The following is a 25,910-nucleotide window of genomic DNA, read 5'->3' as shown; positions in this document are numbered from 1 at the left end:
CCGAAATACCGACACGGTAGGGAGCGTCACGCTTCTTCTGACGCGTGCCGGTTCGCCCGCGCGCCCCCGCGGTCCGTCGCCCGGAGCGGGGCCGGTCCTCCTGGCTCCCGTCCGGGATCAGGCCAGCGCGGCCTCGACGGCCGCCAGCGCGTGCAGCCTGGTCGTGGGGAACACCGGCACAGGGCTGTCGCCGGGGCCGATCAGCAGCTCGATCTCGGTGCAGCCGAGGACGACACCCTCCACTCCGGCGTCGACCAGCTCGCCGATGACCTTCTGGTAGCGGACGCGGGACTCGTCCCGTACGACGCCGAGGCACAACTCGTCGTAGATCACCCGGTGGACCAGCGCGCGCCCCTCGGCGTCCGGGGTGAGGACCTCGAGCCCGTGCCCGGCGAGGCGTTCTCGGTAGAAGTCCTGCTCCATCGTGAAGGCGGTGCCCAGCAGGCCGACGCGGGTGAGGCCACGGGCCCTGACGGCGTCCGCGGTGGCGTCGGCCAGGTGCAGCAGCGGCACCCGGACCGCTGCCTCGACCTGGCCGGCGACCTTGTGCATGGTGTTGGTGCAGATCAGCAGCAGGTCCGCGCCGGCGGCCTCGAGACCTCGGGCGGCCGCGGCGAGGATCTCGCCGGCACGCTCCCACTCACCGGCCGTCTGGAGCTCCTCGATCTCCGCGAAGTCGACGGAGTGGAGCACACATCGCGCCGAATGGAGCCCGCCGAGCCGGTCCCGTACGAGCTCGTTGAGCAGCCGGTAGTACTCCGCGCTGGATTCCCAGCTCATGCCGCCGATCAGCCCGATGGTTCGCATCCGCCCACTGTCGCATGTCGCGCACCAGCGGGCCGCCGGCGCCCGCGAGACTGGTGGGCACACCGGCCGGACCGCGCGTCACGGGCGGAGAGGCCGCGCATCCCAGCAGGAGAGGACACCGTCATGCTCCCAGTCATCGCAGTCACCGGAGCGAGCGGCCGCATCGGCGGCCGGGTGGCTCGCCGGCTCTCCGGCGCGGACGCCGCGACGCGGCTGATCGGCCGCGATCCCACCCGGCTGCCCGAACTGCCGGGCGCGACAGTGGCCCACCCCGCCTCCTACGGCGACGGCGAGGCGATGCGGCGCGCCCTCGACGGGGCGCAGACACTGTTCATGGTCTCCGCGCACGAGGCTCCGGACCGGGTGAAGGAGCACTGCACGGCGGTGGACGCGGCGGTCGCCGCGGGTGTCGAGCGGATCGTGTACGTGTCGTTCGTCGGCGCGGCGCCGGACGCGACGTTCACCTTCGCCCGCGACCACTGGCACACCGAGCAGTACATCCGCTCCTGCGGGGTGCGCCACACCTTCCTGCGGGACAACTTCTATCTGGCCGCGTTCCCTTCGATGACCGGCAAGGACGGGGTGCTGCGCGGTCCGGGCGGCCAGGGCCGGGTGGCCGCCGTCGCCCACGACGACATCGCCGACGCGGCGGCGGCCGTGCTGCTGGACGGGACCCGCACGCACGACAGGGTCGTGTACGACCTCACCGGCCCCGACGCCTTCACCCTCGCCGAGGCCGCGAAGACGCTGAGCGAGGTCACCGGCCGCACCGTCCGCTACCACCTCGAGTCCCACGACGAGGCGTACGCCTCCAGGGCCGGGTACGGCGCGGAGGACTGGGAGGTGACGGGCTGGGTCAGCTCGTACGAGGCGATCGCGCGGGGAGAGATGGCCACCGTCTCCGACGCGGTGCCCCGGCTGACGGGTCACCCCGCACAGGGGCTGCACGACTATCTGGTGGCGCACCCGGGCAGCTGGCGGCACCTTCTGCCCGGGGCGCACTGAGCCGGCCGGCCTCTGCCGCACCGGCCCACGCCTCGCGCGGGCCGGTCCGGTTGCGGCCTACGCGACGCGACGGCCGGCCCGCCACACCTCGCTCACCAGCGGAACGCCCGGCCGGTACGCCAGGTGCACATGGCTCGGCGCGTCCAGCAGCACGAGATCGGCGCGGGCGCCGACGCCGAGGCGGCCCACGTCCGTGCGGCGCAGGGCCGCCGCGCCGCCGGCCGTCGCCGACCAGAGCGCCTCGTCGGGCGTCATCCCCATGTCGCGTACGGCGAGCGCGACGCAGAACGCCATCGACGAGGTGAACGACGAGCCCGGGTTGCAGTCCGTCGACAGCGCGACCGTCGCGCCGGCGTCGATGAGCCGGCGGGCGTCCGGCCACTCGGCGCGGGTCGAGAACTCGGCGCCGGGCAGCAGCGTCGCGACCGTCGCGCTGTTGACGAGCGCGTCCACGTCCGCGTCGGTGAGGTGGGTGCAGTGGTCGGCGGACGCGGCCTCCAGCTCGACGGCGAGCTGCACGCCGGGACCGTAGGTGAGCTGATTCGCGTGCACGCGGGGAATCAGTCCCCGCGCCTTGCCCGCGGTGAGGACGGCCCGCGCCTGGTCCGCGTCGAACGCGCCCTTCTCGCAGAAGACGTCCACCCAGCGGGCGTACGGCGCGCAGGCGTCGAGCATCTCGCCGGTCACCAGGGCGACGTAGGCCGCCGGGTCGTCGGCGTAGTCCGGGGACACGATGTGCGCCCCGAGGTAGGTGACCTCGTCGGTGTGCGCGGCCGCGATCCGCAGGGCCCGCGCCTCGTCCTCGACGGTGAGCCCGTAACCGGACTTGGTCTCCATGACGGTGGTCCCCTGCCGGAGGGCCTCCGCGAGATAGCGGGCGACGTTGGCGTCCAACTGGGCGTCGCTCGCCGCCCGGGTCGCGGCGACGGTGGTCCGGATGCCGCCCGCGGCGTACGCCTGCCCGGACATCCGGGCGTTGAACTCGGCGGTGCGGTCACCGGCGAAGACGAGGTGCGAGTGCGAGTCGACGAAGCCGGGGACGACCGCCCGGCCGCCGGCGTCGAGCCGGTTGTCAGTGGCGGGTGCTTTGCTCTTCTCACCGATCCAGGCGATGCGGTCGCCGTCGATGACGACGGCCGCGTCCTGGATCAGTCCGAGGGGGGATCCGTCACCGAGGGAGGGGTCGTTGGTGACCAGGCTGGCGATGTTGGTGATGACGGTGGCCGTCGCCGCGACGGCGCTGTTCGTCGTCGCGGGGGCGGGCGTCGCCGGGGCGTTGTTCGTCGTCTCGTGGCCGCTGTTCATGATGCGAGGTGCCTCCTTCAGCCGTGCAGTGCGGCGATCGCGTCCGTCAGAGCTCGTGCCGCGTCGGGGACGGCGGCATGGACCCCGTCCCGTACGACATGGCGACCGCCGACGACCGTATGGCGCACATCCGCTGCCGACCCGGCGAATACCGCTGTCTCAGCTGCCAGACGCGGTGGCGGCCCCGCTGTCCTGACGGTGTCCAGCGCGACGGTCGTGAAGTCCGCGAGCGCGCCCGGCTCGAGGCGGCCCGCCTCGTGCCAGCCCAGTGCGGCGTGTCCGTCGGCGGTGGCGGCCCGCAGCAGCGCGGCCGCCGTCCAGTGGCCCCGTGTGCGCGAACGCAGGCGCTCGTTCAACTCCATGGCACGGGCCTCCTCGAACAGGTCGATCACCGCGTGGCTGTCGCTGCCGAGGGACAGCGGCGAGCCGGCCGCCTGGAGGGCGGGGGCGGGGCCGATGCCGTCCGCGAGGTCGCGTTCCGTCGTCGGGCACATGCAGGTGCCCGTCGTCGTGCCGCCGAGCAGCGCGATGTCGTCGTCGGTGAGGTGGGTGTTGTGGACGCCGGTGGTGCGGGCGCCGAGCACACCGTGGTCGGCCAGCAGCCGGGTCGGGGTGCGGCCGTGCGTGGCGAGGCAGGCGTCGTTCTCCGCCGTCTGCTCGGACAGGTGGACGTGCAGGGGCGCGTTGCGGGCGGCGGCCCAGGACGCGACCGTCGGCAGCTGCTCGGCGGGCACGGCCCGTACGGAGTGGATCGCGGCGCCGATCCGTACGTGTCCGCCGTCCTTCAGCGAGTCGGCCCGCTGGGCCCAGGCGTCCGCCGTGCCGTCGGAGAAGCGCAGCTGGTGGCTGGTGGGGGGCTCCCCGAAACCGGCGGACAGGTAGGCGGTGTCGAGCAGGGTGATCCGGATTCCGGCCTCGCCGGCCGCCGCGATCAGCGCCTCGCCCATCGCGTTGGGATCGGCGTACGGGACACCGCCCGGCGCGTGGTGCAGATAGTGGAACTCACCGACCGCGGTGATACCGGCCAGCGCCATCTCGGCGTAGACCGCGCGGGCCAGTGCGAAGTACGAGTCGGGGGTGAGGCGAACGGCCACGTCGTACATCACCTCCCGCCAGGTCCAGAAGGTCCCGGAGCCGACCTGCACCGTGCCGCGCAGCGCGCGGTGGAAGGCGTGCGAGTGGGCGTTCGCGAGGCCGGGAAGCGTGAAGCCGCGCAGCACCTCAGCGCCCGGCGGCGGCGTCTCGACCCCCTGCCGTACGGCGGTGATCCGGCCGTCCGTCACGTCGAGGGCCACGCCCGGCTCGGCGCGGGCGCCGAGCCAGGCGTGTTCCAGCCAGTACGTGGTCACCTGCACGCCAGGCCCTCCAGTACGTCGGCGAGTGCGAGAACCCCGGCCACGCAGTCGTCCTCGTCAGCCGACTCGGCCGGGGAGTGCGAGACACCGGTGGGGTTGCGTACGAACAGCATGGCGGTCGGGACGGACGTGGAGAGGATCCCCGCGTCGTGTCCCGCGCCTGTTCCGAGGACGGGGACGGCGCCCCCGAGGATCTTGTTCAGCTCGTCGCGCAAGGCGTGCTCGAACTCGATCACCGGCGTGAACGACTCCTGTACGACCGAGAGATCCACGCCGTCGCGCTCGGCGCGCTCCCGCGCCGCCTGCTCGACGGCGGCGACGACCGTGTCGAGGGTGGCCTGGTCGGGAGCGCGGGAGTCCAGCCAACCGCGCACCAGGGACGGGATGGCGTTGACGCCGTTCGGCTCGACGGAGATCTTTCCGAACGTGGCCACCGCGCCGGCGAGTTGCGCCTCCTGGCGCGCGGCGAGAACGGTCTGCGCGTACGTCAGCATCGGGTCGCGCCGGTCGGCGAGCCGGGTGGTGCCGGCGTGGTTGGCCTCACCGGCGAAGTCGAACCGCCAGCGGCCGTGCGGCCAGATGGCGGACGCGATACCGACGGCGTCACCGGACAGGTCCAGGGCACGGCCCTGCTCGACGTGCAGCTCCACGAACGCGCCGATCCGGGCGAGGCGTTCGGGGTCGGGGCCGATGGCGGCCGGGTCGTATCCGGCCGCCTCCATGGCCTGCGGAAGGCTGATGCCGTCCGCGTCACGGAGTTCGTACGCCTTCTCCCGTGTCAACTGCCCGGCACTCAGCCGGGAGCCGACGCAGGCGAGCCCGAACCGGGCGCCCTCCTCGTCACCGAAGTTGGTGACGGCGAGGGGCCGGGTGAACTCCACTCCCCTGCGGCGCAGCTCGTCGAGTGCGGCGAAGGAGGTCACGACGCCGAGGGGGCCGTCGAAGGCTCCGCCGTCCGGTACGGAGTCGAGGTGCGAACCGGTGACGACGGCGTCGCCCTGGGCGGGGTCGCCGAGCCAGGCCCACTGGTTGCCGTTGCGGTCGGTCTCGTAGGCGAGGCCGCGGGACTCGGCCTGCGCCCTGAACCACGACCGGCAGTCTGCGTCGGCGGCGGTCCAGGCGTACCTGCGGTACCCGCCGGTGGACGCGTCGCGGCCGATGGGGCGCAGGTCGCGCCACATCTCGTGGAACGACCCCGCGGCGGCGCCGCCGCCGGTCCCCGCGGCGCCTGTGCCCGACCCGGTGCCGGTCCCGGCGGCGGGACCGGACGGGCCCAGGCGGCCCTCGCTCGTCACGAGTCCTCCCGCATCGGCACACGGACGCCCTTGGCGTCGGCGACCGACTCGGCGCTCTCGTAGCCCGCGTCCACGTGGCGGATCACGCCCATCCCCGGGTCGTTGGTGAGCACGCGGCGGATCTTCTCGCCCGCCAGCTTCGTGCCGTCCGCCACCGACACCTGACCGGCGTGGATGGAACGGCCCATGCCGACCCCGCCGCCGTGGTGGAGGGAGACCCACGACGCACCCGACGCGACGTTCACCATCGCGTTCAGCAGCGGCCAGTCCGCGATGGCGTCGGAACCGTCGAGCATCGCCTCGGTCTCGCGGTACGGGGAGGCGACGGAACCGCAGTCGAGGTGGTCCCGGCCGATCGCCAGCGGGGCGGCCAGCTCGCCGCTCGCGACCATGTCGTTGAACCGCTCGCCCGCCCGGTCGCGCTCGCCGTAACCCAGCCAGCAGATGCGCGCCGGCAGGCCCTGGAAGTGGACCCGCTCGCCGGCCATCTTGATCCAGCGGTGCAGGGACTCGTTCTCGGGGAAGAGGTCGAGGATCGCCTTGTCGGTCTTGGCGATGTCGGACGCCTCGCCCGAGAGTGCCGCCCAGCGGAAGGGTCCCTTGCCCTCGCAGAACAGCGGCCGGATGTACGCGGGCACGAAGCCGGGGAAGGCGAACGCCCGGTCGTAGCCGGCGAGCTGGGCCTCGCCCCTGATCGAGTTGCCGTAGTCGAAGACCTCGGCGCCCGCGTCCATGAAGCCGACCATGGCCTCGACGTGGGTCGCCATCGACTCACGGGCACGGGTGGTGAAGCCGGCCGGGTCCTTCGCCGCGTACGAGGCCATGTCGTCGAAGTCGACGCCGACGGGCAGGTAGGACAGCGGGTCGTGGGCGGAGGTCTGGTCGGTGACGATGTCGATCGGCGCGCCCTCCGCGAGCATCCGCGGCAGCAGGTCGGCGGCGTTGCCGAGGAGGCCGATGGACAGCGGGCGGCGGGCGTCCCGTGCCTCGACGGCGAGCTGGAGTGCGTGCTCCAGGGAGTCGGCCCTGACGTCCAGGTAGCGGTGCTCGATGCGCCGCTCGATGGCGCGCGGGTCGCAGTCGACGCAGATCGCGACGCCGTCGTTCATGGTGACGGCGAGCGGCTGGGCGCCGCCCATGCCGCCGAGGCCGGCGGTGAGGGTGATCGTGCCCGCGAGCGTGCCGCCGAACTTCTTCGCGGCCACAGCGGCGAATGTCTCGTAGGTGCCCTGGAGGATGCCCTGGGTGCCGATGTAGATCCAGGAACCGGCGGTCATCTGGCCGTACATGGTCAGGCCCAGCTGCTCGAGGCGGCGGAACTCCTCCCAGTTCGCCCAGTCGCCGACCAGGTTGGAGTTGGCGATGAGCACGCGCGGCGCCCACTCGTGGGTCTGCATGACGCCGACCGGGCGGCCGGACTGGACGAGCATCGTCTCGTCCTGCTTCAGCGTCCGCAGCGTGCGGACCATCGCGTCGAAGGAACGCCAGTCACGCGCGGCCTTCCCCGTGCCGCCGTAGACGACGAGCTTGTCGGGGTGCTCGGCGACCTCGGGGTCGAGGTTGTTCTGCAGCATCCGCAGCGCGGCTTCCTGCTGCCATCCCAGGGCGCTCAGTTCGCTGCCGCGCGGTGCCCGTACGGGGCGGGGTCCTGACATGGCGTTGCCTCCTCGCGAAGATGTGTGGATTTTCTATTCACATACTTACTTCCTGAATAGATGTAGTCAACAGCTGCGGCGCGAACCGCCGGGTGATTGGCTGGCGCACATGACTGTCGACCGCCGGGACCGGGCCGTACGAGCGGCCGTGGAACAGGGACTTCTCTCCGAGGACCAGCCCGTGACCGCCCTGATCGACGTGGCGGGTATCCGCTCGTCGGTGGCGGCGCTGCGGGCCGCCTTCGCCGCCGTCACCGACGCGCCGGTGCTGCACGCCTTCGCCGTGAAGGCCGCCCCCTTGGTGCCGGTCCTCGCGCTGCTGCACGCCGAGGGCATGGGCGCGGAGGTCGCGAGCCCGGGCGAGCTGGCACTGGCCCGGGCCGCCGGAGTGCCGGCCGGCTCGATCGTGCTCGACTCCCCGGCCAAGACGGTCGCGGAGCTGCGGGAGGCCCTCGGCCTGGGCATCGCCGTCAACGCCGACAACTGGCAGGAACTGGCGCGCGTCGACGACCTCGTCGCCGCCGGGCACACCGTCCCGCCGCTGGGCCTGCGGGTGAACCCGCAGGTCGGCGGCGGCTCCATCGGCGCCCTGTCGACGGCGACACCGACGTCCAAGTTCGGCGTGACCCTGCGCGACGAGGGTTCACGGGAGCGGGTCGTCCGCGCCTGTCTCGAGCGGCCCTGGCTGACCCGGCTGCACACCCACTCCGGCTCCCAGGGCATGGCTCTGACCCGGATGACAGAGGGCGTCCTCGCGGTGTACGAACTCGCCGAGGAGATCAACGCGGCGGCAGGCCGTCGGCAGATCGACACCATCGACATCGGCGGCGGCCTGCCGGTCAACTTCGCGTCCGAGGAGCACACCCCCGCCTTCGCCGACTACACCGCGCTGCTGAGGGAGCGCGTCCCCGGCCTGCTCGACGGCCGGTACGGCCTGGTCACCGAGTTCGGCCGCTCCCTGCTCGCCAAGCACGGCACCGTCCTCGCCCGGGTCGAGTACGCCAAGTCCGCCGGTTCCCGGCCCATCGCCGTCACCCACGCGGGCGTCCAGGTCGCCACCCGTACCGTCTACGACCCGCTGTCCTGGCCGCTGCGGATCGCCGCGTACGACGCCAAGGGGCTCCCCAAGGCGGGGCCCGGTGTCGAGCAGGACGTCGCGGGGCCGGCGTGCTTCGCGGGTGATCTGCTCGCCGAGAAGCGGGCCCTGCCACTGCTGGAGTCGGGCGACGTGATCGCCGCCCTCGACACGGGCGCCTACTACTTCTCCAGCCATTACGGCTACAACAGCCTGCCCAGGACCGCCGTGCACGGCTTCACCGAAGCGGACGGCGAGGTGCGGTTCGCCACCGTGCGGACGGCCCAGAGCGTCGAATCCATCGTCGCGGAGGCCGGCGGGTCCCGGCGGGACGCGCTGCTCGGCCGATGACCGTGCAGCGGGGGCGGCTGCCGGACCCCGGTGGTTCCATGGACCCATGGCTACCAGCAGCGTCGTCGTCGAGCGTCTGATCCTCGCCCCGCCCGGTCCCGTGTGGCAGGCGCTGACCGACATCCGGGGCTGGGAGCGCACGCTCAGCGGCGTGGAGCGGGTCGAGGTGCTGAGCGAGGGCGACTTCGGAGTGGGCACCCGATGGCGGGAGACCCGGCGGATGCTGGGCAAGGAGGCCACAGAGGAGATGTACGTGACGGCCAGCGAGCCGCCCGAGCGCTACGTGGTGGAGGCCGATTCCCAAGGCACCCACTACGTCTCCGAGTTCAGACTGCTCACCGCGGGCCCGGAGGCGACGACCGTCCGGCTGACGTTCCGCGCCGAGCCGCCCGGCGGCTTCACGGGACTGCTCGCCAAGGTCTTCGGCAGGCTCGGCGCCAGGGCCGTCCGCAAGGCGATCGTGAGGGATCTGGACGACGTCGCCGCCGCGGTGGAGCACCGGACCCGCTGACGGGGCAGCACGGTCCGCCCGCCGGCCTCACCGTCATGACACCGCCCCCGTGCCGCCGCGCGGAGAACGACGACGGAGGGGAGAGAGCGGACTTTATCGGGCGCGCGCATGTTCCGCTGGAAAATGCCAGAAGTCACCCCAGCAGGTGGCACGTTGCGTAACCTCTCCGTCACTGCCGCGTTCGTGCGCGGCACACCGAGGCGGGGAGGGGAGTCCGCGTGCCCGGAATCGACGAGTGTCTGCTGCAGGCCATGGTGGTGCCCGGAGCCCGGGGGGCCGCGATCGTGGACTGGACCAGCGGTCTCGCCCTCGGCAGCATCGGGGAGACCCCCGGCGGTGACCACGAGGCGACCGCGGCGGAGACCGCCGAACTGGCCAGGATGGCCGCCGAGTACCCGACCTTCGCGCCCGAGGAGGAAACGGCACCGGACGGCGTCAAGGGCTTACCCGTCGAGGACCTCATCGTCACCACGCGCACCGGCTACCACGTGGTGCGCTTCGTGGAGACCACGTTCGACAGCAGTGTGTTCCTGCATCTCTGGCTCGACCGGGAGACCGGGAATCTGGCGCTCGCCCGGCTGCGCCTCGCGGACCTCGCAGAGCGGCTGGTCCTCGGATGACCGCAGCGCCCACGGCCGTCTCCCCCATGCTCGTCAGGCTGGCGGAGGAGCGGGCCACCGGCGTCCTGGTCCGTGACCACGGCGCCCTCTACCTCGTGGACGGGCAGGTCGTGCACGCGGAGAGCCCGGCCGCACCCGGCATCGAGGTGCTGCTGACCGCCGGCGGCCGACTGGCCCCCGAGGGCTGGCAGGAGGCCGTGGCGAGGGCCGGCGCCCGCCGCGAGGTCGCCCGCTTCCTCGTCGACAGCGGGCAGGTCGCCGGCGGGGAGATGGAGATCTGCCACCTCGGCGCCCTTCATGACGCGGCGTTCTTCGCCCTGGCGCCCGGCAGCGGGCCGACCCGCTTCCGCTACGGCGTCGCCCACTGGATCGGCGCCGTACGTCCCGTGCCCGCCGTGGCGGTCGCCCGGGAAGCACGCCGGCGGCGCGGTCTCCTCGACTCCGTGTGGCCGCACTCCGAGGTGGACACCGCGCCCCTGCGGTGCCGCCCGCCCGGCCACGGCGCGACGGCCACCCCTCGGCAGCGGGCGCTGCTGGAGCTCGCCGACGGTGTGCGCACCCCGTCGGCGATCGCCCGGGCGGTCGGGCGGCCCGCCTTCAACACCCTGCTCGAGGTACGGCGGATGGCCGCCGCGGGGCTCGTCGAGACACCGTCGGACCCCGCCGCACCCGATCCGGCCCCGCTGCCCGCCTGGGTCGCCGATTTCGCCGTCGACCCGGACATCGCCCTGCTACGCCGGCTCCGCGACGCTCTGGAGGCAAGCCTGTGACCCACCGCACGACCCACCGGGCCCTGTGCACACCGTCATGAGGCGCGCCCTGAGGCTGCGCGCCGAGAGGAGACAGCTCATGACGGCCGAGACCGAGGTGCTCGGTGAACTCAAGAGGCTGCGCGCCCGCGTGCCGCAGCTGACCGGCGGGCTCGCCGCGAGCGTCGACGGCCTGGTGCTGGCGGCGGACACGGCGGAGGCGGAGAGCGTCGCCGCGCTCACCGCCGCCGCGCTCGGAGTCGCGCTGCGGCTGACCGAGGCCACCGGGCAGGGCGGCTTCAAGGAGCTGCTCGTCCGGGGCGAGGCGGGCTACGTCGCCACCTACGCGGCCGGCTCGTCGGCCGTGCTCACCGTCCTGGCCGAGCCACGCATCAACGTGGGCCGGCTCCATCTCGAGGCCCGTCGTGCCGGCGCCCGTATCGGGGCGCTGGTGGACGCCGCCCTCGAACGACCGGAGAACGTCTGACACATGGCCGCCACCCCCGAAGAACCAGCACCCGCACGAGCACCTCGCACCCCCCGTTCCACCCGCACCACCGCGAGAACAACCAACCGACGGAAGGAAAGTGCGCCTGCCATGGCCAACACCGAAACAGCGCTGAAGGAAGCCATCACCATCGAGGGCGCCATCGGCGCCGCACTCGTCGACTACACCAGCGGCATGGCCCTGGGCACCATCGGTGGCGGCAAGGAACTCGACCTCACCGTCGCCGCCGCCGGGAACACGGACGTGGTCCGCTCCAAGGTCCGCACGATGGAGCACCTGGGACTCAAGGACGAGATCGAGGACATCCTCATCACCCTCGGCACGCAGTACCACCTGATCCGCCTGATGAAGGGCCGTGGCTCCAACGGTCTCTTCCTCTACCTGGCGCTGGACAAGGAGCGTTCGAACCTTGCGATGGCCCGCCACCAGCTGAAGAAGATCGAGGCCGAACTGGACATCTGAGCCGTCCCTCAGCGCCGGCGCCGCGCCCCTCCGGGCGCGGCGTCGCCGGCGGCGATGCCGGTGGTACGGAAGCCCTCGACCTGCTTGCCGACCGGTCCCTCGGCCAGCCGGTCCGTACGCAGCCACAGCAGCGTCTCCGTGGCGCGTTCGCGCCGGCCCAGCCACACGGCCTTGAGCCACAGGCCGGCTCCCGCACCGGCGAGCACCGCACCGCCCGCGGCGGGCAGCACCAGGGAACTCGCCACGGCGGCCAGGAAGGCGAGCAGCAGCCACCAGCGCCGGGCCCGCCGCACCACCCGCAGCGTCACCCGGCGGTCCTGGAGGACGTCGTGCCGGCCGGCACGGGTCGCGCAGTCCGCGAGATGCGTGTACCGGCCGCGGCGCACGAGGGCGACCACGGCGGCGGTGATCAGGAACAGCGCCGCCCCGGCCAGGACCCCGATGCGGCGTCCGGTGAGTCCGGGCAGCAGCAGCCCGGTCCCGGCGGCCAGGACCCCCAGCCACCACAGGGGCGCCGCCCCGGCTCTCACGACCACCGCCACCCGCGCCAGCGACTGCGTCCCGCGCCCCACGTCCGTGCTCCCTCCGGCAGATCCGATCCGTGGGCGCGGAGGTTAGCGGCCGTACATGAGTGTCGTCTGAGAAACACCGTCAGAAAGCGGCCAGGCCCGGCTCACTCCGCGAACAGACCGCGTTCCGCCGCCTGCACGTCGAAGTCCTCCAGGCGCGCCTGGGCGTCCGGCAGACCGTCGCACATGGCCTCCAGCAGGACCCTCCCGAGCAGCATCGGCGCACACGCGGTGTCGAAGGCCAGTCCGGTGCCGACGGCGGCCGGGATCAGCAGATCGCTGTGGGCGGCGACCGGGGCGAACGCCGAGTCGGCGACGGTCACCACCGTCAGACCCGCGGAGCGGGCGTACGCCAGCGCGTCCACGACCTCCTTGGGGTGGCGCGGCAGGGCGAAGCAGAGCAGCGCGCTCGCGCCCGCCCGCCGCGCCGCGTCGATCCGGTCGAGGAGCATCGAACCGCCCTCGTCGAGGAGCCGTACGTCCGGATGCACCTTGGCCGCGAAATAGGCGAAGCCCCTGGCCTGCGACGACGCGGCGCGCAGGCCCAGCACCGGCAGCGGCCGTGACGCCGCCAGCAGCCGGCCGGCCCGCTCCACGGGCGCCGGCTCCGCGAGCATGGCGGCCAGGTGCCGCAGATTCTCGATCTCGGCCTGCACGGCCTGCTGGTACTCGTTGTACGTGTCGCCGGTGTCGGGTGTCTCCGGCGGGACGACCTCGCGCAGATGCCTTCTCAGCGCGGGATAGCCGTCGAACCCGAGCGCGACGGCGAACCGGGTGACGGACGGCTGACTGACGCCGGCCAGCTCCGCGAGCTCCACGCTGGACAGGAACGGCACGTCCGCGGCACGGCGGACCATGCAGTGCGCGATGCGACGCTGGGTGGGGGTGAGCCGGTGCCCCTCGAACAGCTGCTGCAGTCGTGCGGCAGGGCTGTCGCTCATGCCATCCCCCTCGTCCGGCCCACTCGTCGGTTGTCCTATTCACTCACCATGAACTCTGCATGACGATATGCAGAGCGGGCAAGGCGAGGCGCACGACAGTCGTTCAGGACGCGGCCCGCGGCTCCATGAACTCCAGCCGGTTGCCGACGTCGTCGTGGGCGTAGAAGCGGTCGTGGCCGGGGAATTCACCGTCCCACGTCACCTCGTGTCCGCACTCCTCCAGCCGCTCGGCGAGGGCGCGCAGCGAACGGACGAGAATGCCGGGGTGCGCCTTGCGGGCGGGGGCGAAGTCCTGCTCGACACCGAGGTGGACCTCGAGACCGCCGCCGCGGAACCAGCAACCGCCGCGGGCGGCGAGCACCGGGGGCTTCTCCAGCTCGGTCATGCCCAGCACATCGCCCCAGAACCGGCGGCAGAGGTCCTCCGACCCCGGCGGGACGGCCAGCTGGACGTGGTGCAGGCCGCCGAGGACGTACTCGGCGGTCGGCGCGGTGCTCTCTGTGCTCATGGTCGCCTCCCCCTGCGAACCGGCCTGCGCCCCACGGCAGTCCGACCGCACATGGTGGCACAGCGCGACGGCCGGCTCCCGTTGTCCCCGGGGTGAAGAGGGGGGCTAACCCCAATGACCAGGCGACCCGCCCGGCCGTAGCTTCGGTCTCATGGAAGCCCGCGACCCTGAGCTCAAGAAGGAGCTCGACGCCACCCTCCACGCCCGGCGCGACCTGGGAGAGGAGTACGACTCCGCGCTCGTCGAATCCTTCCTGGAGAAGGTCGAGGAGCGGCTCGACACCACGGTCGACCGCCGTGTCAGGCGGCAGCTGGCCGAGCAGCGGACGACCGCCGCCCGCAGCCCCGGCCGGCAGCGCTCCGCGGACAACTTCTGGGAGCGTTTCGGCTTCGGCGTCATCACGATGGTTCTGGCCATCCCGCTCTCCGCGATCGGCGTCGCCAACGCCGACCTGCCCGGTCTGGTCGTCACCTGGCTCGGCATCGTCGGAGTGAACGTGGCCCACGCCGCCCACGGGTGGCCGTGGCAGCGCCGGGCGCGGAGCACCGGCTCCGACTGGGAGGACTGAGCGGCCGTCACCGCCACGGCACCGCTGTGCGCGGGCCGGCCCGCGCACAGGGCGCGAAGACTGTGCGCGGGGACCGCCGCACCCCCTGCCCGAGGGCCGGGGGCCGGGACGACGGCGGTCCCCGCGAGGGACACGGGCCGGGTCAGGACCGGTCTCCGTGTCCGGGGCGTCCTGGGAGTCCGGGAGCCGCTCCGGAAGTCCTGTGACGCCGCCAGTGGTGCCGGCCGGGTCACCTGCCCGGTCTCCCTGCCGACGTCCACCAATGTGCCGTACGCGTGTTAAGCGGGTGCTGCGCGTACGTGACGCGCTCGTACCGATTGCGCGACAGACGTCCGCAAACACCTTCCCCGTCGGGCTACTTGGCGCCCTTGGCGAGGAACGCGAGCAGGTCCTGACGGCTCACCACGCCGGTGGGCTTGCCCTCGACCAGCACGATCGCCGCGTCCGCCGTCCCGAGCACCGACATCAGGTCGCCGACCGGTTCGCCGGAGCCGACCTGCGGCAGCGGTGCGGACATGTGCTTCTCCAGCGGGTCGCCGAGCGACGCGCGCTGGGTGAACAGGGCGTCCAGCAGCTCGCGTTCGACGACGGAGCCGATGACCTCCGCGGCCATCACGTCGGGGTGGCCGGCACCCGGCTTGACGATCGGCATCTGGGAGACGCCGTACTCGCGCAGCACCTCGATGGCCTGGCCGACGGTCTCCTCGGGGTGCATGTGCACCAGGCTGGGGATGCCGCCGTGCTCCTTGTCGCGCAGCACGTCGCCGACGTTCGCGACGCCCTCGCCCTCCAGGAAGCCGTAGTCGGCCATCCACTCGTCGTTGAAGATCTTGCTCAGGTAGCCGCGGCCGCTGTCCGGCAGCAGGACGACGACGATGTCGTCGGGGCCGAGCCGCTCCGCGACGCGCAGCGCGGCGACGACCGCCATGCCGCACGAGCCGCCCACCAGGAGGCCCTCCTCCTTGGCGAGCCGGCGCGTCATCTGGAAGGAGTCCTTGTCGGACACGGCGACGATCTCGTCGGTCACGGTCCGGTCGTACGCGGAGGGCCAGAAGTCCTCGCCGACGCCCTCGACGAGATAAGGACGGCCGGAGCCACCGGAGTAGACGGAACCCTCGGGGTCCGCTCCGATGATCTTGACCTTGCCGTCACTGACCTCCTTCAGGTACCGCCCGGTGCCGGAGATCGTGCCGCCGGTGCCGACGCCCGCGACGAAGTGCGTGATCCGCCCGTCCGTCTGGTCCCACAGCTCGGGCCCGGTGGTCTCGTAGTGGGAGCGCGGGTTGTTGGGGTTGGAGTACTGGTCCGGCTTCCAGGCGCCCGGCGTCTCACGCACCAGCCGGTCGGAGACGTTGTAGTACGAGTCCGGATGCTCGGGGTCGACGGCCGTGGGGCAGACGACGACCTCGGCGCCGTAGGCACGCAGCACATTGATCTTGTCCGTGGACACCTTGTCGGGGCAGACGAAGATGCACTTGTAGCCCTTCTGCTGGGCCACGATGGCAAGTCCGACGCCGGTGTTGCCGCTGGTCGGCTCGACGATCGTGCCGCCGGGCTTGAGCGCGCCGCTCTCCTCCGCCGCCTCGATCATCCGCAGCGCGATCCGGTCCTTCACCGACCCGCCGGGGTTGAAGTACTCGACCTTGGCCAGGACGGTCGCCGAAATGCCTTCGGTCACGCTGTTCAGCTTCACCAGCGGGGTGTCGCCGACGAGGCTGATCATCGAATTGTGGATACGCACAATGTTCTCCGGGGTCTCCGTGATGGTTCGCCCAGCGTAAGCGGGCGGCCGCGGGATTGGGCGACGGTCGCTACGGGGCAGTTAGCTCTTGGACGGCAACGACGCCTGCGAGGGCCGCAGCACACGAGGCTGCGGCCCCGGTGGGTTGCGAGGAGGTGGCACGGACTGTGTCGAGAGCGAGGGTGGCACGGCGCATCGCGGCCGGCGCCGCGTACGGCGGGGGCAGCATCGGGCTGCTCGGGGCGGCGGCGGTGGGCCTGGTGCTGGCCGAGGTCCAGCTGGCCAAACGCACGGTCGGCGGGGGCCGGGCACCCATCCCTCCGCGCGGCGACGGTCTCTACGGGCTGGCCTTCGGCCGGGAGAACCCACTTCACCTCGGCGTCCTCGGCGACTCGACCGCGGCCGGCCAGGGTGTGCGCAGGGCGGGCCAGACTCCGGGGGCGCTGCTGGCGTCCGGGCTTGCGGCGGTGGCGGAGCGGCCGGTGGAGGTCCGCAACATCGCGCTGCCGGGGGCACGGTCCGACGACCTCGAGCGGCAGGTGACGCAGCTGCTCGCGGACCGGTCGCGTACCCCGGACGTGTGCGTGATCATGATCGGCGCCAACGACGTCACCCACCGGATGCCTCCCACCGAGTCCGTGCGCTACCTGGCCGCCGCCGTCCGCAGACTGCGGACGGCGGGCGCGGAGGTGGTCGTCGGCACCTGCCCCGACCTCGGGACGATCGAGCCGGTCTACCAGCCGCTCCGCTGGATGGCCCGCCGCGTGAGCCGCCAGCTTGCCGCGGCCCAGACGATCGTGGTGGTCGAGCAGGGCGGGCGGACGGTCTCGCTGGGTGATCTGCTCGGCCCCGAGTTCGCGGCGAACCCGCGGGAGATGTTCGGGGTGGACAGCTACCACCCGTCGGCGGAGGGCTACGCGACGGCGGCCATGGCGATGCTGCCGACGTTGTGCGCGGTGCTCGGCCTGTGGCCGGAGACCGACGTGCTGGACGCGGACCGGGACGAGGACATGCTGCCGGTGGCCCGGGCGGCCGCGACGGCCGCTTCCGAGGCGGGCACGGAGGTCACGGGCGCCCGCGCGCCCTGGGCCCTGCTCAAGCACCGCCGTCGCCGCCGCCTGCCTCCTGCCGCGGAGACCGTGTCCCCCGCCACCACGCACGCGGAGCCCGCCAGGGGCCACGCGGGCCCCACGCACTGACGCTCCGGCGCCAGGACCTGCCGTACGCGCTGCCTCAGCGGTGTACGGCAGGTCCTGGCGTACGCGCGCGTGCTGCCTGTCGCCAGGCCCCGCGGCGGCCGGGCCGACGGGGCTGAGAGCGGGCCGAGGGGTCGGGAATCCGGGCGTAGCACTGGTTTCAGGGCCGCCCCGGGTGGGGAAGGGCAAGCCGGGAGGGAGCATAAGCAAGCGCCCGCTTAGAAAAGAGGCCCGCATCACACCATCCGCGCAGTGACCCGCGCGGTACGTACGGGTAACTTCCCAACCAGCCCTTCCGTCTTCCCCTCATGGAGCCGTGATGCCCGAAGCCGTGATCGTCTCTGCCGCCCGTTCCCCGATCGGCCGGGCCTTCAAGGGCTCGCTCAAGGACGTCCGCCCCGACGACCTGACCGCCGAGATCATCAAGGCGGCGCTCGCCAAGGTGCCCGAGCTCGACCCGCGTGACATCGACGACCTGATGCTCGGCTGCGGCCTCCCCGGCGGCGAGCAGGGCAACAACCTGGGCCGCATCGTGGCCGTGCAGATGGGGATGGACCACCTCCCTGGCTGTACCGTCACCCGCTACTGCTCCTCCTCGCTCCAGACCTCCCGGATGGCGCTGCACGCCATCAAGGCCGGCGAGGGCGACGTCTTCATCTCGGCGGGTGTCGAGATGGTGTCCCGCTTCGTGAAGGGCAACTCCGACAGCCTGCCGGACACGCACAACCCGTTCTTCGCCGAGGCCGAGGCCCGCACGGCCGCCGTGGCGGAGTCCGAGGGCTCCACGTGGCACGACCCGCGCGAGGACGGCCTGGTGCCGGACGCGTACATCGCGATGGGGCAGACCGCGGAGAACCTGGCCCGTCTCAAGGGCATCACCCGCCAGGACATGGACGAGTTCGGTGTCCGCTCGCAGAACCTCGCCGAGGAAGCCATCAAGAACGGCTTCTGGGAGCGCGAGATCACGCCGGTGACCACCCCCGACGGCACGGTCGTCAGCAAGGACGACGGTCCGCGCGCCGGAGTCACCCTCGAGGGCGTCCAGGGCCTCAAGCCCGTCTTCCGCCCCGACGGTCTGGTCACCGCCGCCAACTGCTGCCCGCTGAACGACGGCGCCGCCGCGCTCGTCATCATGAGCGACACCAAGGCCCGCGAGCTCGGCCTCACGCCGCTCGCCCGGATCGTCTCCACCGGCGTCTCCGGCCTCTCCCCCGAGATCATGGGCCTCGGCCCGGTCGAGGCGTCCAAGCAGGCGCTGCGGCGCGCCGGCCTGACCACCTCGGACATCGACCTGGTCGAGATCAACGAGGCGTTCGCCGCGCAGGTCATCCCCTCGTACCGCGACCTCGGCTTCGACCTGGACAAGGTCAACGTCAACGGCGGCGCGATCGCGGTCGGCCACCCGTTCGGCATGACCGGCGCGCGGATCACGGGCACGCTGATCAACAGCCTCCAGTTCCACGACAAGCAGTTCGGCCTCGAGACGATGTGCGTGGGCGGCGGCCAGGGCATGGCGATGGTCATCGAGCGGCTGAGCTGAGCCGTAGCGGAGGGTAGGGGTCGCCCGAGGAACGAGGGCGGCACCTGCCCGCAGCGGTGGCGAAGCGAACGCGACCCGACACCGCGAGCGGCTGAGCTGAGCCGTAGCGGAGGGTAGGGGGCGCCCGAGGAACGAGGGCGGCACCTGCCCGCAGCGGTGGCGAAGCGAACGCGACCCGACAACGCGAGCCGCTGAGCTGAGCCGTCGCGGATCTCAGTTCGTGACTGAATCTCCCCCAGGATGTGACCTATCTCCTGGGGGAGACCCCTTTTTGCAGGTCAGGGCCGATCCGCCGGTAAACGCCGGGCTCAAAGTCCTGTCCAATTGGTGACGTAATGCACTGACAGAGTGCGCGGGTTCATCGCAAGCTGATGTAGAAGTCGGGGGATCCGATTGAAACCGGGAGTAAGTCAGTGAGCGCCATGTCTCTTGCCCTGCTGCTGACCACGGCCGCCGCCACGGCCGTGGGCGCCGCTGCCCTGCACGCCGCCCACGGGCTCCGTAAGCAGGTGGCCGCCCTGCGCAGCGAGCTCGCCGAGGCGTCCGGGCCCGCCCGCACCGCCTCCGTGCCCCAGGCCCGCACCAGCGACGCCGCCGAGATACGCGCGGCCGTCGCCGAGGCGCTCGCCGAGGAACGGGAGCGTGAGCTGGCCGAGGCGCGGGCCTTCTGGGCCGCGCAGGAGGCGCGTGACGCCGCGGACGCCTCCGCCCGCTACTCCGGCGACGGCTCCGGTTCCGGTTCCGCGTCGGGGTCCGGCCTCGGCGGCCTGTCGGGCATCGGCGACGAGATCCCGCCGTTCTACGTCCCGCGCCAGGCCGACTTCGTGGGCCTGGAGTCCATGGGCCTCGAGTCGACGGACCTGGAGTCGCTGGATCTGGACGGTGTCGACGGGTTCGACGAGATGGCCGACCTGCCCGAGGTCACCGAGTTCGCGGAGGACTCCCCCGAGCTGGCCGCCGCCCGCCGCCGGCACCCTTCCCACCCCGACTTCGTGCCGGTCCAGACGCCTGTCGTCACCGACCATGAGCGCACCGTGTCGAAGCTCGAGGAGCTGGCGGAGACCGGCACCGAGCTGGCCGACGTCCGTCCCGGCCCGCTGGGCACCCTGGACGTGTACGTCTTCGCCGACGGCACGACCCTGTGCATGACCCCGGGCCACCGGGAGACCGCGGAGCGCCTCGCTGACGCGCTGCGCGCGGGCACCGCGCCGGTGCTGCTGGGCGGTTCCGGTGTGTCGGGCGCGTACGCCCTGACGTTCTCCTGCGGAGACGAGAGCGTGTACATCCTCGCCGACCGCGTGATCGCCTCCCACTGAGCCCGGCCGCTCGGCCTGCCCGCCCCCGGATTCCGGGGGCGCCGCCCGGGGGCTACAGCCCCGAGCGGTCAGCGGCGGACCGCACCAGCGCGGTCGCCTCGTCCATTTCCTTCGACGCGTCCGGCGTCGGCCGAAGCGCTTCGGCCAGATCGTGAGCGGCGACCATCAGCTGGTCCGCGACCGCGAACACCCCGGCGTCGGGCATGGTCCTCGGCTCCCGTCCGGGCTCCTCGATCCGTTGCGCCCTTTTCGCGAGTTCCCTGGCCAGAGCCAGTGCCTCGGCCGCCGCACCCCGCTGGAGCCGGCTCTGCGGCGCGGCCCGCAGACGGTCCGCGAAGCGGTCCGCCGCGGCGATCAGTCCCGTCGTATCAAGCACGCCGCGACCCTACGCGCCCTCCCGGGACTGTTGCCAATACGCGCACGCTCAGGCACGGTGGCGTGAAGAGCACACGCGCAATGCGTCCGGAGGCGCCGATGTCCCAAGTCTTCTCCGAAGAGACCCACCGAAATCTGCTCTCCCGAATCCCCGAGTGCACCGGTCGTGAGATCTCCGACTGGCTCCGCACCGTCGACGAAGGACCGTCTCTCTTCAATTTCGAGGAGAAGGTCAGCTGGCTCAGGGGCGAACACAACCTCGCGTACGGCCATGCGAAAGCGATCATCCACGAGTACGACCTGAGGCGGGCCGCGCGCAAGCTGCTCTAGTGGCCTCAGGTGCCGCACACGAGGAAGGGCCCGCAGGCAGTGCCTGCGGGCCCTTCGTGCGACCGGTGGTCCCGGCCGCCGCGCCGACTAGTCGTCGCCGCTGAAGATGGCCACGAGACGCAGCATCTCCAGGTAGATCCACACCAGCGTCACGGTCAGGCCGAAGGCGGCCAGCCAGGACTCCTGGCGCGGCGCGCCGTAGGTGATGCCGTCCTCGATCTCCTTGAAGTTCAGGGTGAGGAAGAAGCAGCCGATCAGGATGGCCAGGATGCCGACGATCGCACCGAGCGGACCGAAGCTGCGCAGGCCGCCGTCCTCGGCGACACCGAAGACCACGAGCAGCAGGTTCACCGCCATCACGGCGATGAAGGCGATCGCGATGGTCATACCGATGCGGGCGTACCGCGCGGTGACCCGGATCCAGCGCTGCTTGTACACGAACAGCATGGCGCCGGTGACGGCCATGGTGCCGAGCACCGCCTGGAAGGGCGCGCCGTCCCAGCGGCTGTTGTACATCTCGCTGATCACGCCGAGGAAGATGCCCTCGAAAGCCGCGTAGCTCAGGATCAGCGCGGGTGACGGGGTGCGCTTGAAGGACTGGACGATCGCCAGGACGAAGGCCACGAGGGCCGAGCCGATGGCGATGCCGTAGCTGCTGGGGGAAACCGGCAGGACGGCCCAGGCGAGGACCGCGCCGAGAACCACGGTGCCCAGCGTCATGCCGGTACGCGTGACGACGTCGTCCATCGTCATGGCGTCCGTGCGGACGGGCGCCGGGGCGCCGTACTGGGTGTCCGCGGGGGCGTAGGGGTTGGTCGCGTAAGGGTTGCCGGCGCCCTGTGCGTAGGGGTTGGTTCCTACGGCGGGGCCCCCGGCCTGCGGCTGCTGCTGCGCGTTGAAGCCGGCGTAGCCGTTGTCGCGGCTGAACCCCCGTCGCGAGAAGACCGGGTTGCTGCTCCTCATCTCACTCCTCCTTGGCCACCGTGCGCGGCCTAGAAGTCAAGAGTAATGCGGAAGCAAAGCGAACACTCTAGTGCTCGGGGAGGATCTTTCCGGGATCGTGACGATGGAGCACGGCACGGGGCTCCCGCAGAGGGTGGGTCGCGTGCCGGGCGGTGGGGCGTCGAGGTGCCCGGAGCCGGACTTGAACCGGCACGCCCCGAGGGGCAGCGAGGTTTAAGCTCGCCGTGTCTGCATTCCACCACCCGGGCGTGGCGCGAGGGCTCCGCGTTGGCACCCGAGCCTATCGGTGCAGATCGACTCGCCATCGGGGCGATGGCCCGATCTTGTCTGGTTCCATTGGCTCCTGAGGGAGCGTCAGGCCAGGTAGGTGGGTGTTCGCACCCCCCTCGTACCGCCCTCGGCCACTGCCCCGAGCCTCCGGGAATGACGGAAAAGCGCCCTCTGCGGTCCCCCTCGTCCCTCAGGGGCGCCGTCATACCCAAGGAGGAGGAGCGGGCGGCCCGGTCCGACCGGAGAGGGCCCCGGGAACGGGCACCGGGACTGACGATTCCCGGCGCGGGCGCGGACAGGATGGTGGAGTCAGCACGGCACACCCCCGACAGGAGCTCCCCTCGTGACCACCACCCCCATCGCTCACCGCGCCACCGCAGTGGCCGCCCGCGCCACGGACCTGTCCAAGGTGTACGGACAGGGCGAGACCCAGGTGGTCGCGCTGAACCATGTGAGCGTCGACTTCCGGCAGGCCGAGTTCACCGCGATCATGGGCCCGTCCGGCTCCGGCAAGTCGACGCTGATGCACTGCGTCGCCGGTCTGGACTCCTTCAGCTCCGGCTCGGTGCGCATCGGCGAGACCGAGCTCGGCAGCCTGAAGGACAAGCAGCTGACGCAGCTGCGCCGCGACAAGATCGGCTTCATCTTCCAGGCCTTCAACCTGCTGCCGACGCTGACCGCGATGGAGAACATCACGCTGCCCATGGACATCGCGGGCCGTAAGCCCGACCGGGAGTGGCTGGAGCGGGTCATCGACATGGTGGGCCTGCGTGACCGGCTCGGTCACCGGCCGACCCAGCTCTCGGGCGGCCAGCAGCAGCGCGTCGCCGTCGCCCGCGCCCTGGCCTCCCGGCCGGAGATCATCTTCGGTGACGAGCCGACCGGAAACCTCGACTCGCGGTCCGGCGCCGAGGTGCTCGGCTTCCTGCGCAACTCGGTGCGCGAGCTCGGCCAGACCGTGGTCATGGTGACCCACGACCCGGTGGCCGCCTCCTACGCCGACCGGGTGATCTTCCTGGCGGACGGCGCGATCGTCGACGAGATGCTCAGCCCCACCGCCGACGGCGTCCTCGACCGGATGAAGGCCTTCGACGCCAAGGGCCGCACGAGCTGACGTCTGCGGGCCCGTCCCGGCCCGTTCCTCGCCCAGGGCCGGCGCGCCCGCCCCGGGCGCTTCCGCGGCACGACCCGGCGCCCCGGGCGGCCGCGCAGCACGCGCCCCTGCCCCGCGCGCCCCCTCAAGACCTCACCTGTCACCGCCCGGCCCACGGCCGGCCCCGCCGGGCCGCCCGCGAGGACGCCGGTGCCCGTTCCCAGGACACCCACATGTTCCGTACCGCCCTGCGCAATGTGCTCGCGCACAAGGCCAGGCTGCTGATGACCGTGCTCGCCGTGATGCTCGGCGTGGCCTTCGTCTCCGGCACCCTGGTCTTCACCGACACCCTCGGCAACGCCTACCGCAACCAGTCCGCCAAGAGCTACGACAAGGTCGCGGTCGCCGTGACGAGCTACATCGACCCGAGCGAGGCCACGAAGGACGCCGGCATCGACGAGAAGACCCTGGAGAAGATCCGGGGCATCGACGGCGTGGCCTCCGCGGCCGGCCGGGTCTCCGGCTTCGCCGGCGTCGCCGACCAGGACGGCAAGCTCATCGGCAACGGCTGGTCCAACACCGGTGCGAACTTCGCCCCGGGCAAGGACGGCAAGGACGCCGCGTACACCTTCACCGCCGGCGAGGGGCCGCGTGAGGACGGCGAGATCGCCCTCGACAAGGACTCCGCGGCCAAGGGCGGGTACAAGGTCGGCGACACCGTGCGAGTGGCCACCAACGGCCCGGTGAAGGAGTACACCCTCGCCGGTGTCTTCACCACCGAGGACGGAGCGGTCAACGCGGGCGGCAGCCTGGTCCTGTTCGACACCGCCGTGGCCCAGCAGCTCTACCTCCGGCCCGGGTACTTCTCCGACGTCACCGTGACCTCCGAGGCCGGCGCCTCCGACACGAAGATCCTCGCGGCCGTGAAGCCGCTGCTGCCCAAGGACTCCGAGGCACGGACCGGCAAGGAGCTGGCCGACGAGCAGGCGAAGCAGATCGAGAGCGGTCTGTCGAACATGAACACGATGCTGCTCGCGTTCGCGGCCATCGCCCTGTTCGTCGGCGTCTTCCTGATCGCCAACACCTTCACCATGCTGGTCGCCCAGCGCACCAAGGAGCTGGCACTGCTGCGTGCCGTCGGCGCCTCCCGCCGGCAGGTCAAGCGCTCGGTGATCCTCGAGGCGCTGGTCGTCGGGGCCGTCGCCTCGGTGGTCGGCTTCGTGCTGGGCCTCGGTCTGGCGACGGGCCTGCGCTCGGCGATGAGCACCTTCGGCGCCAAGGTGCCCGCGGGACCGCTGGTCGTCTCGCCCACCGCGGTGGCCGCCGCCCTGGGCGTCGGTGTGCTGATCACGGTGCTGGCGGCATGGCTGCCCGCCCGCCGGGCCGCGAAGATCCCGCCGGTGGCGGCGATGAGCAGCGTGCACGCGGTCGCGACCACCAAGTCACTGGTGCTGCGGAACACCATCGGCGGTGTGCTCACCCTGCTCGGCGCGGCCGCGATCGTCGCCGGTGCCGCGGCCGGCTCCGACGGCCGGATGATCATCGGCGGCGGCGCGTTCCTGGCGCTGGTCGGCATCATCGTCCTGATCCCGCTGCTGTCCCGCCCGGTGATCGCTCTGGTGCGGCCGCTGCTGCACCGTCTCTTCGGGGTGTCGGGCAAGCTCGCCGGGCAGAACGCGGTGCGCAACCCGCGCCGTACGGGCGCCACCGCCTCCGCGCTGGCGATCGGCCTCACGCTGGTCACCGGGATCTCGGTGCTCGGCGCCACGATGGGCCGTGCCGTCGACCAGATGACCACGGACAACATCAGGGCCGACTACATGGTCACGATGGCCGGCGGCGGCGCGCTGGACAAGTCGGCGCTCGACGCGATCGAGAAGGCCGAGGGCGTCAGCGCCGTCTCCCCGCAGCAGGCGTCCTCGCTGGAGATCAAGGGCAACTGGCACTCGGCGTCCGCGGTCACCCCGGGCGACGTGGAGAAGGTCTTCGACCTGGAGACGGTCTCCGGCTCGCTCGCCACGCTCGGCAAGGGGCAGATCGCGGTCGACGACGACACCGCGAAGTCGAACGGCTGGAAGACCGGTGACACCCTGCCCGCCGAGTTCGGCCCGGAGGGCAAGAAGGAGACCAAGAACCTGACGGTCGGCGCCGTCTACAAGGGCAACGAGTTCCTCTCCCCGATCCTGGTCGCCACCGACGTCGTCGCCCCGTACGAGCCGAAGCCGTACATCCCCGAGATCTGGGTGACGATGGACGGCGGCGCGAGCGCGGCGAACGAGCAGGCGCTGGTCGACGCGCTGGGCGACAACCCGGCGATGAGCGTCATGGACCAGCAGGACATCCGGAACATGTTCGGCGGGTTCATCAACACGGCCCTGAACATCATGTACGGGCTGCTGGCGATGGCCCTGATCATCGCGGTGCTCGGCGTCATCAACACCCTGGCGATGTCCGTCTTCGAGCGTCAGCAGGAGATCGGCATGCTGCGGGCGATCGGCCTCGACCGCGGCAAGGTGAAGCGGATGATCCGGCTGGAGGCCGTGGTGATCTCGGTCTTCGGCGCGGTGGTCGGCATCGGTCTCGGCTCGTTCCTCGCCTGGGCGATCGGCGAGACGATCCGCAAGGAGATCCCCGGCTATGTGCTGGTCATGCCGTGGGACCGGATCGGGATCTTCCTGCTGCTGGCCGGTGTGGTCGGTGTGCTGGCGGCGCTGTGGCCGGCCCGGAGCGCGGCGAAGCTGAACATGCTGACGGCGATCAAGACCGAGTAGACGTTCCCTGGGGCGGGGCCCCGTGGGCGCG

The 25,910-nt window shown here is 72.0% G+C and carries 25 protein-coding genes and 1 tRNA gene; 14 read left to right on the top strand and 12 right to left on the bottom strand.

Features of this window, described 5'->3' with window-relative positions; translation table 11 throughout:
* Positions 1–117: 117 nt before the first annotated feature.
* Positions 118–807 (bottom strand): aspartate/glutamate racemase family protein, encoded by a 690-nt coding sequence (locus ACIPJI_RS17570; RefSeq protein ID WP_402247103.1) that lies wholly within the window; start codon positions 805–807, stop codon positions 118–120.
* 123 nt (positions 808–930) lie between these two features.
* Between ACIPJI_RS17570 and ACIPJI_RS17565 the strand changes: the two genes are divergently transcribed.
* Positions 931–1,812: an NmrA family NAD(P)-binding protein gene (locus tag ACIPJI_RS17565; RefSeq protein WP_402247102.1), complete on the top strand. Its 882-nt coding sequence runs from the start codon at positions 931–933 to the stop codon at positions 1,810–1,812.
* A gap of 57 nt (positions 1,813–1,869) precedes the next feature.
* Here the strand turns inward: ACIPJI_RS17565 and hutI are convergent, their stop codons facing one another.
* The 4 genes from hutI to hutU form a co-directional block, all read right to left on the bottom strand.
* Complete coding sequence (gene hutI, locus ACIPJI_RS17560) at positions 1,870–3,117, bottom strand: imidazolonepropionase (RefSeq protein WP_402247100.1); 1,248 nt, start codon at positions 3,115–3,117, stop codon at positions 1,870–1,872.
* Positions 3,118–3,134: 17 nt separating this feature from the next.
* A complete protein-coding gene (locus ACIPJI_RS17555) occupies positions 3,135–4,472 on the bottom strand; it encodes a formimidoylglutamate deiminase (RefSeq protein WP_402247098.1) in 1,338 nt (445 codons plus the stop codon).
* Entirely contained in the window at positions 4,463–5,653 is a 1,191-nt protein-coding gene (locus ACIPJI_RS17550) for an allantoate amidohydrolase (protein ID WP_402247182.1), read from the bottom strand. Before ACIPJI_RS17550 ends, ACIPJI_RS17555 begins: the two co-directional genes overlap by 10 nt.
* A gap of 110 nt (positions 5,654–5,763) precedes the next feature.
* Entirely contained in the window at positions 5,764–7,422 is a 1,659-nt protein-coding gene (gene hutU, locus ACIPJI_RS17545) for a urocanate hydratase (protein ID WP_307706772.1), read from the bottom strand.
* A 109-nt stretch (positions 7,423–7,531) separates the two neighbouring features.
* Between hutU and ACIPJI_RS17540 the strand changes: the two genes are divergently transcribed.
* The 6 genes from ACIPJI_RS17540 to ACIPJI_RS17515 all read left to right on the top strand — a co-directional run bounded on the left by ACIPJI_RS17540 (position 7,532) and on the right by ACIPJI_RS17515 (position 11,698).
* The gene (locus tag ACIPJI_RS17540; protein WP_402247097.1) at positions 7,532–8,848 is read left to right on the top strand and encodes a diaminopimelate decarboxylase; all 1,317 of its coding nucleotides are present in this window, start codon (positions 7,532–7,534) and stop codon (positions 8,846–8,848) included.
* 46 nt (positions 8,849–8,894) lie between these two features.
* Positions 8,895–9,359, top strand: coding sequence for an SRPBCC family protein (locus tag ACIPJI_RS17535; RefSeq protein WP_402247096.1), 465 nt, complete (start codon positions 8,895–8,897; stop codon positions 9,357–9,359).
* A 218-nt stretch (positions 9,360–9,577) separates the two neighbouring features.
* Positions 9,578–9,979: a hypothetical protein gene (locus tag ACIPJI_RS17530; protein ID WP_307706775.1), complete on the top strand. Its 402-nt coding sequence runs from the start codon at positions 9,578–9,580 to the stop codon at positions 9,977–9,979.
* On the top strand, positions 9,976–10,749 hold the full coding sequence (locus tag ACIPJI_RS17525) for a transcriptional regulator (protein ID WP_402247095.1): 774 nt from the start codon (positions 9,976–9,978) through the stop codon (positions 10,747–10,749). The genes ACIPJI_RS17530 and ACIPJI_RS17525 overlap by 4 nt, the downstream gene beginning before the upstream one ends.
* Before the next feature lie 79 nt (positions 10,750–10,828).
* Positions 10,829–11,215 (top strand): roadblock/LC7 domain-containing protein, encoded by a 387-nt coding sequence (locus tag ACIPJI_RS17520; protein WP_307706778.1) that lies wholly within the window; start codon positions 10,829–10,831, stop codon positions 11,213–11,215.
* Positions 11,216–11,326: 111 nt separating this feature from the next.
* Complete coding sequence (locus ACIPJI_RS17515) at positions 11,327–11,698, top strand: hypothetical protein (RefSeq protein WP_307706779.1); 372 nt, start codon at positions 11,327–11,329, stop codon at positions 11,696–11,698.
* Between the two features lie 8 nt (positions 11,699–11,706).
* Here ACIPJI_RS17515 and ACIPJI_RS17510 read toward each other — a convergent pair whose 3' ends face one another.
* From ACIPJI_RS17510 to ACIPJI_RS17500, 3 genes are all read right to left on the bottom strand, one after another.
* Complete coding sequence (locus ACIPJI_RS17510) at positions 11,707–12,270, bottom strand: hypothetical protein (RefSeq protein WP_402247094.1); 564 nt, start codon at positions 12,268–12,270, stop codon at positions 11,707–11,709.
* A 101-nt stretch (positions 12,271–12,371) separates the two neighbouring features.
* Positions 12,372–13,208: a MurR/RpiR family transcriptional regulator gene (locus tag ACIPJI_RS17505; RefSeq protein ID WP_356618350.1), complete on the bottom strand. Its 837-nt coding sequence runs from the start codon at positions 13,206–13,208 to the stop codon at positions 12,372–12,374.
* 103 nt (positions 13,209–13,311) lie between these two features.
* The gene (locus ACIPJI_RS17500) at positions 13,312–13,716 is read right to left on the bottom strand and encodes a glyoxalase (protein ID WP_402247093.1); all 405 of its coding nucleotides are present in this window, start codon (positions 13,714–13,716) and stop codon (positions 13,312–13,314) included.
* Positions 13,717–13,867: 151 nt separating this feature from the next.
* Here ACIPJI_RS17500 and ACIPJI_RS17495 point away from each other — a divergent pair, with 151 nt between their 5' ends.
* Entirely contained in the window at positions 13,868–14,284 is a 417-nt protein-coding gene (locus ACIPJI_RS17495; RefSeq protein ID WP_307706783.1) for a hypothetical protein, read from the top strand.
* A gap of 355 nt (positions 14,285–14,639) precedes the next feature.
* Here ACIPJI_RS17495 and ACIPJI_RS17490 read toward each other — a convergent pair whose 3' ends face one another.
* The gene (locus ACIPJI_RS17490) at positions 14,640–16,025 is read right to left on the bottom strand and encodes a cystathionine beta-synthase (protein ID WP_307706784.1); all 1,386 of its coding nucleotides are present in this window, start codon (positions 16,023–16,025) and stop codon (positions 14,640–14,642) included.
* 182 nt (positions 16,026–16,207) lie between these two features.
* On the opposite strand from ACIPJI_RS17490, the gene ACIPJI_RS17485 reads away from it, so the two are divergent.
* The 3 genes from ACIPJI_RS17485 (at position 16,208) to ACIPJI_RS17475 (ending at position 20,077) form a co-directional block, all read left to right on the top strand.
* A complete protein-coding gene (locus ACIPJI_RS17485) occupies positions 16,208–17,224 on the top strand; it encodes an SGNH/GDSL hydrolase family protein (RefSeq protein ID WP_307710382.1) in 1,017 nt (338 codons plus the stop codon).
* Positions 17,225–17,540: 316 nt separating this feature from the next.
* The gene (locus ACIPJI_RS17480; protein ID WP_307706785.1) at positions 17,541–18,761 is read left to right on the top strand and encodes an acetyl-CoA C-acetyltransferase; all 1,221 of its coding nucleotides are present in this window, start codon (positions 17,541–17,543) and stop codon (positions 18,759–18,761) included.
* 422 nt (positions 18,762–19,183) lie between these two features.
* Positions 19,184–20,077: a hypothetical protein gene (locus ACIPJI_RS17475; protein WP_402247180.1), complete on the top strand. Its 894-nt coding sequence runs from the start codon at positions 19,184–19,186 to the stop codon at positions 20,075–20,077.
* Between the two features lie 52 nt (positions 20,078–20,129).
* On the opposite strand, the gene ACIPJI_RS17470 is transcribed toward ACIPJI_RS17475, so the two are convergent.
* Positions 20,130–20,453, bottom strand: coding sequence for a hypothetical protein (locus tag ACIPJI_RS17470; protein WP_307706786.1), 324 nt, complete (start codon positions 20,451–20,453; stop codon positions 20,130–20,132).
* Positions 20,454–20,551: 98 nt separating this feature from the next.
* On the opposite strand from ACIPJI_RS17470, the gene ACIPJI_RS17465 reads away from it, so the two are divergent.
* Positions 20,552–20,782, top strand: a complete 231-nt coding sequence (locus ACIPJI_RS17465) for a DUF4287 domain-containing protein (protein WP_307706787.1) — start codon at positions 20,552–20,554, stop codon at positions 20,780–20,782.
* An 87-nt stretch (positions 20,783–20,869) separates the two neighbouring features.
* Here the strand turns inward: ACIPJI_RS17465 and ACIPJI_RS17460 are convergent, their stop codons facing one another.
* The gene (locus tag ACIPJI_RS17460) at positions 20,870–21,745 is read right to left on the bottom strand and encodes a Bax inhibitor-1/YccA family protein (protein WP_159691284.1); all 876 of its coding nucleotides are present in this window, start codon (positions 21,743–21,745) and stop codon (positions 20,870–20,872) included.
* Positions 21,746–21,911: 166 nt separating this feature from the next.
* Positions 21,912–21,993 (bottom strand) — tRNA-Leu (locus ACIPJI_RS17455).
* A gap of 365 nt (positions 21,994–22,358) precedes the next feature.
* Between ACIPJI_RS17455 and ACIPJI_RS17450 the strand changes: the two genes are divergently transcribed.
* Complete coding sequence (locus ACIPJI_RS17450; protein WP_307706788.1) at positions 22,359–23,129, top strand: ABC transporter ATP-binding protein; 771 nt, start codon at positions 22,359–22,361, stop codon at positions 23,127–23,129.
* A 212-nt stretch (positions 23,130–23,341) separates the two neighbouring features.
* Positions 23,342–25,879, top strand: a complete 2,538-nt coding sequence (locus ACIPJI_RS17445; RefSeq protein WP_402247092.1) for an ABC transporter permease — start codon at positions 23,342–23,344, stop codon at positions 25,877–25,879.
* The last annotated feature ends 31 nt before the right edge of the window (positions 25,880–25,910 follow it).

The sequence above is a fragment of the Streptomyces sp. NPDC086835 genome (genome assembly GCF_044745705.1).
Classification (GTDB): Bacteria; Actinomycetota; Actinomycetes; order Streptomycetales; family Streptomycetaceae; genus Streptomyces.
This window is presented reverse-complemented; position numbering and strand designations above follow the sequence as displayed.

Excerpts from the sequence above, each read along its gene's own strand:
- ACIPJI_RS17570 (WP_402247103.1), bottom strand. The coding sequence starts at position 807 with ATGCGAACCATCGGGCTGATCGGCGGCATGAGCTGGGAATCCAGCGCG.
- ACIPJI_RS17565 (WP_402247102.1), top strand. The coding sequence starts at position 931 with ATGCTCCCAGTCATCGCAGTCACCGGAGCGAGCGGCCGCATCGGCGGC.
- hutI (WP_402247100.1), bottom strand. The coding sequence starts at position 3,117 with ATGAACAGCGGCCACGAGACGACGAACAACGCCCCGGCGACGCCCGCC.
- ACIPJI_RS17550 (WP_402247182.1), bottom strand. The coding sequence starts at position 5,653 with ATGTGGCGCGACCTGCGCCCCATCGGCCGCGACGCGTCCACCGGCGGG.
- hutU (WP_307706772.1), bottom strand. The coding sequence starts at position 7,422 with ATGTCAGGACCCCGCCCCGTACGGGCACCGCGCGGCAGCGAACTGAGC.
- ACIPJI_RS17540 (WP_402247097.1), top strand. The coding sequence starts at position 7,532 with ATGACTGTCGACCGCCGGGACCGGGCCGTACGAGCGGCCGTGGAACAG.
- ACIPJI_RS17535 (WP_402247096.1), top strand. The coding sequence starts at position 8,895 with ATGGCTACCAGCAGCGTCGTCGTCGAGCGTCTGATCCTCGCCCCGCCC.
- ACIPJI_RS17525 (WP_402247095.1), top strand. The coding sequence starts at position 9,976 with ATGACCGCAGCGCCCACGGCCGTCTCCCCCATGCTCGTCAGGCTGGCG.
- ACIPJI_RS17520 (WP_307706778.1), top strand. The coding sequence starts at position 10,829 with ATGACGGCCGAGACCGAGGTGCTCGGTGAACTCAAGAGGCTGCGCGCC.
- ACIPJI_RS17515 (WP_307706779.1), top strand. The coding sequence starts at position 11,327 with ATGGCCAACACCGAAACAGCGCTGAAGGAAGCCATCACCATCGAGGGC.
- ACIPJI_RS17505 (WP_356618350.1), bottom strand. The coding sequence starts at position 13,208 with ATGAGCGACAGCCCTGCCGCACGACTGCAGCAGCTGTTCGAGGGGCAC.
- ACIPJI_RS17500 (WP_402247093.1), bottom strand. The coding sequence starts at position 13,716 with ATGAGCACAGAGAGCACCGCGCCGACCGCCGAGTACGTCCTCGGCGGC.
- ACIPJI_RS17495 (WP_307706783.1), top strand. The coding sequence starts at position 13,868 with ATGGAAGCCCGCGACCCTGAGCTCAAGAAGGAGCTCGACGCCACCCTC.
- ACIPJI_RS17480 (WP_307706785.1), top strand. The coding sequence starts at position 17,541 with ATGCCCGAAGCCGTGATCGTCTCTGCCGCCCGTTCCCCGATCGGCCGG.
- ACIPJI_RS17475 (WP_402247180.1), top strand. The coding sequence starts at position 19,184 with ATGTCTCTTGCCCTGCTGCTGACCACGGCCGCCGCCACGGCCGTGGGC.
- ACIPJI_RS17465 (WP_307706787.1), top strand. The coding sequence starts at position 20,552 with ATGTCCCAAGTCTTCTCCGAAGAGACCCACCGAAATCTGCTCTCCCGA.
- ACIPJI_RS17460 (WP_159691284.1), bottom strand. The coding sequence starts at position 21,745 with ATGAGGAGCAGCAACCCGGTCTTCTCGCGACGGGGGTTCAGCCGCGAC.
- ACIPJI_RS17445 (WP_402247092.1), top strand. The coding sequence starts at position 23,342 with ATGTTCCGTACCGCCCTGCGCAATGTGCTCGCGCACAAGGCCAGGCTG.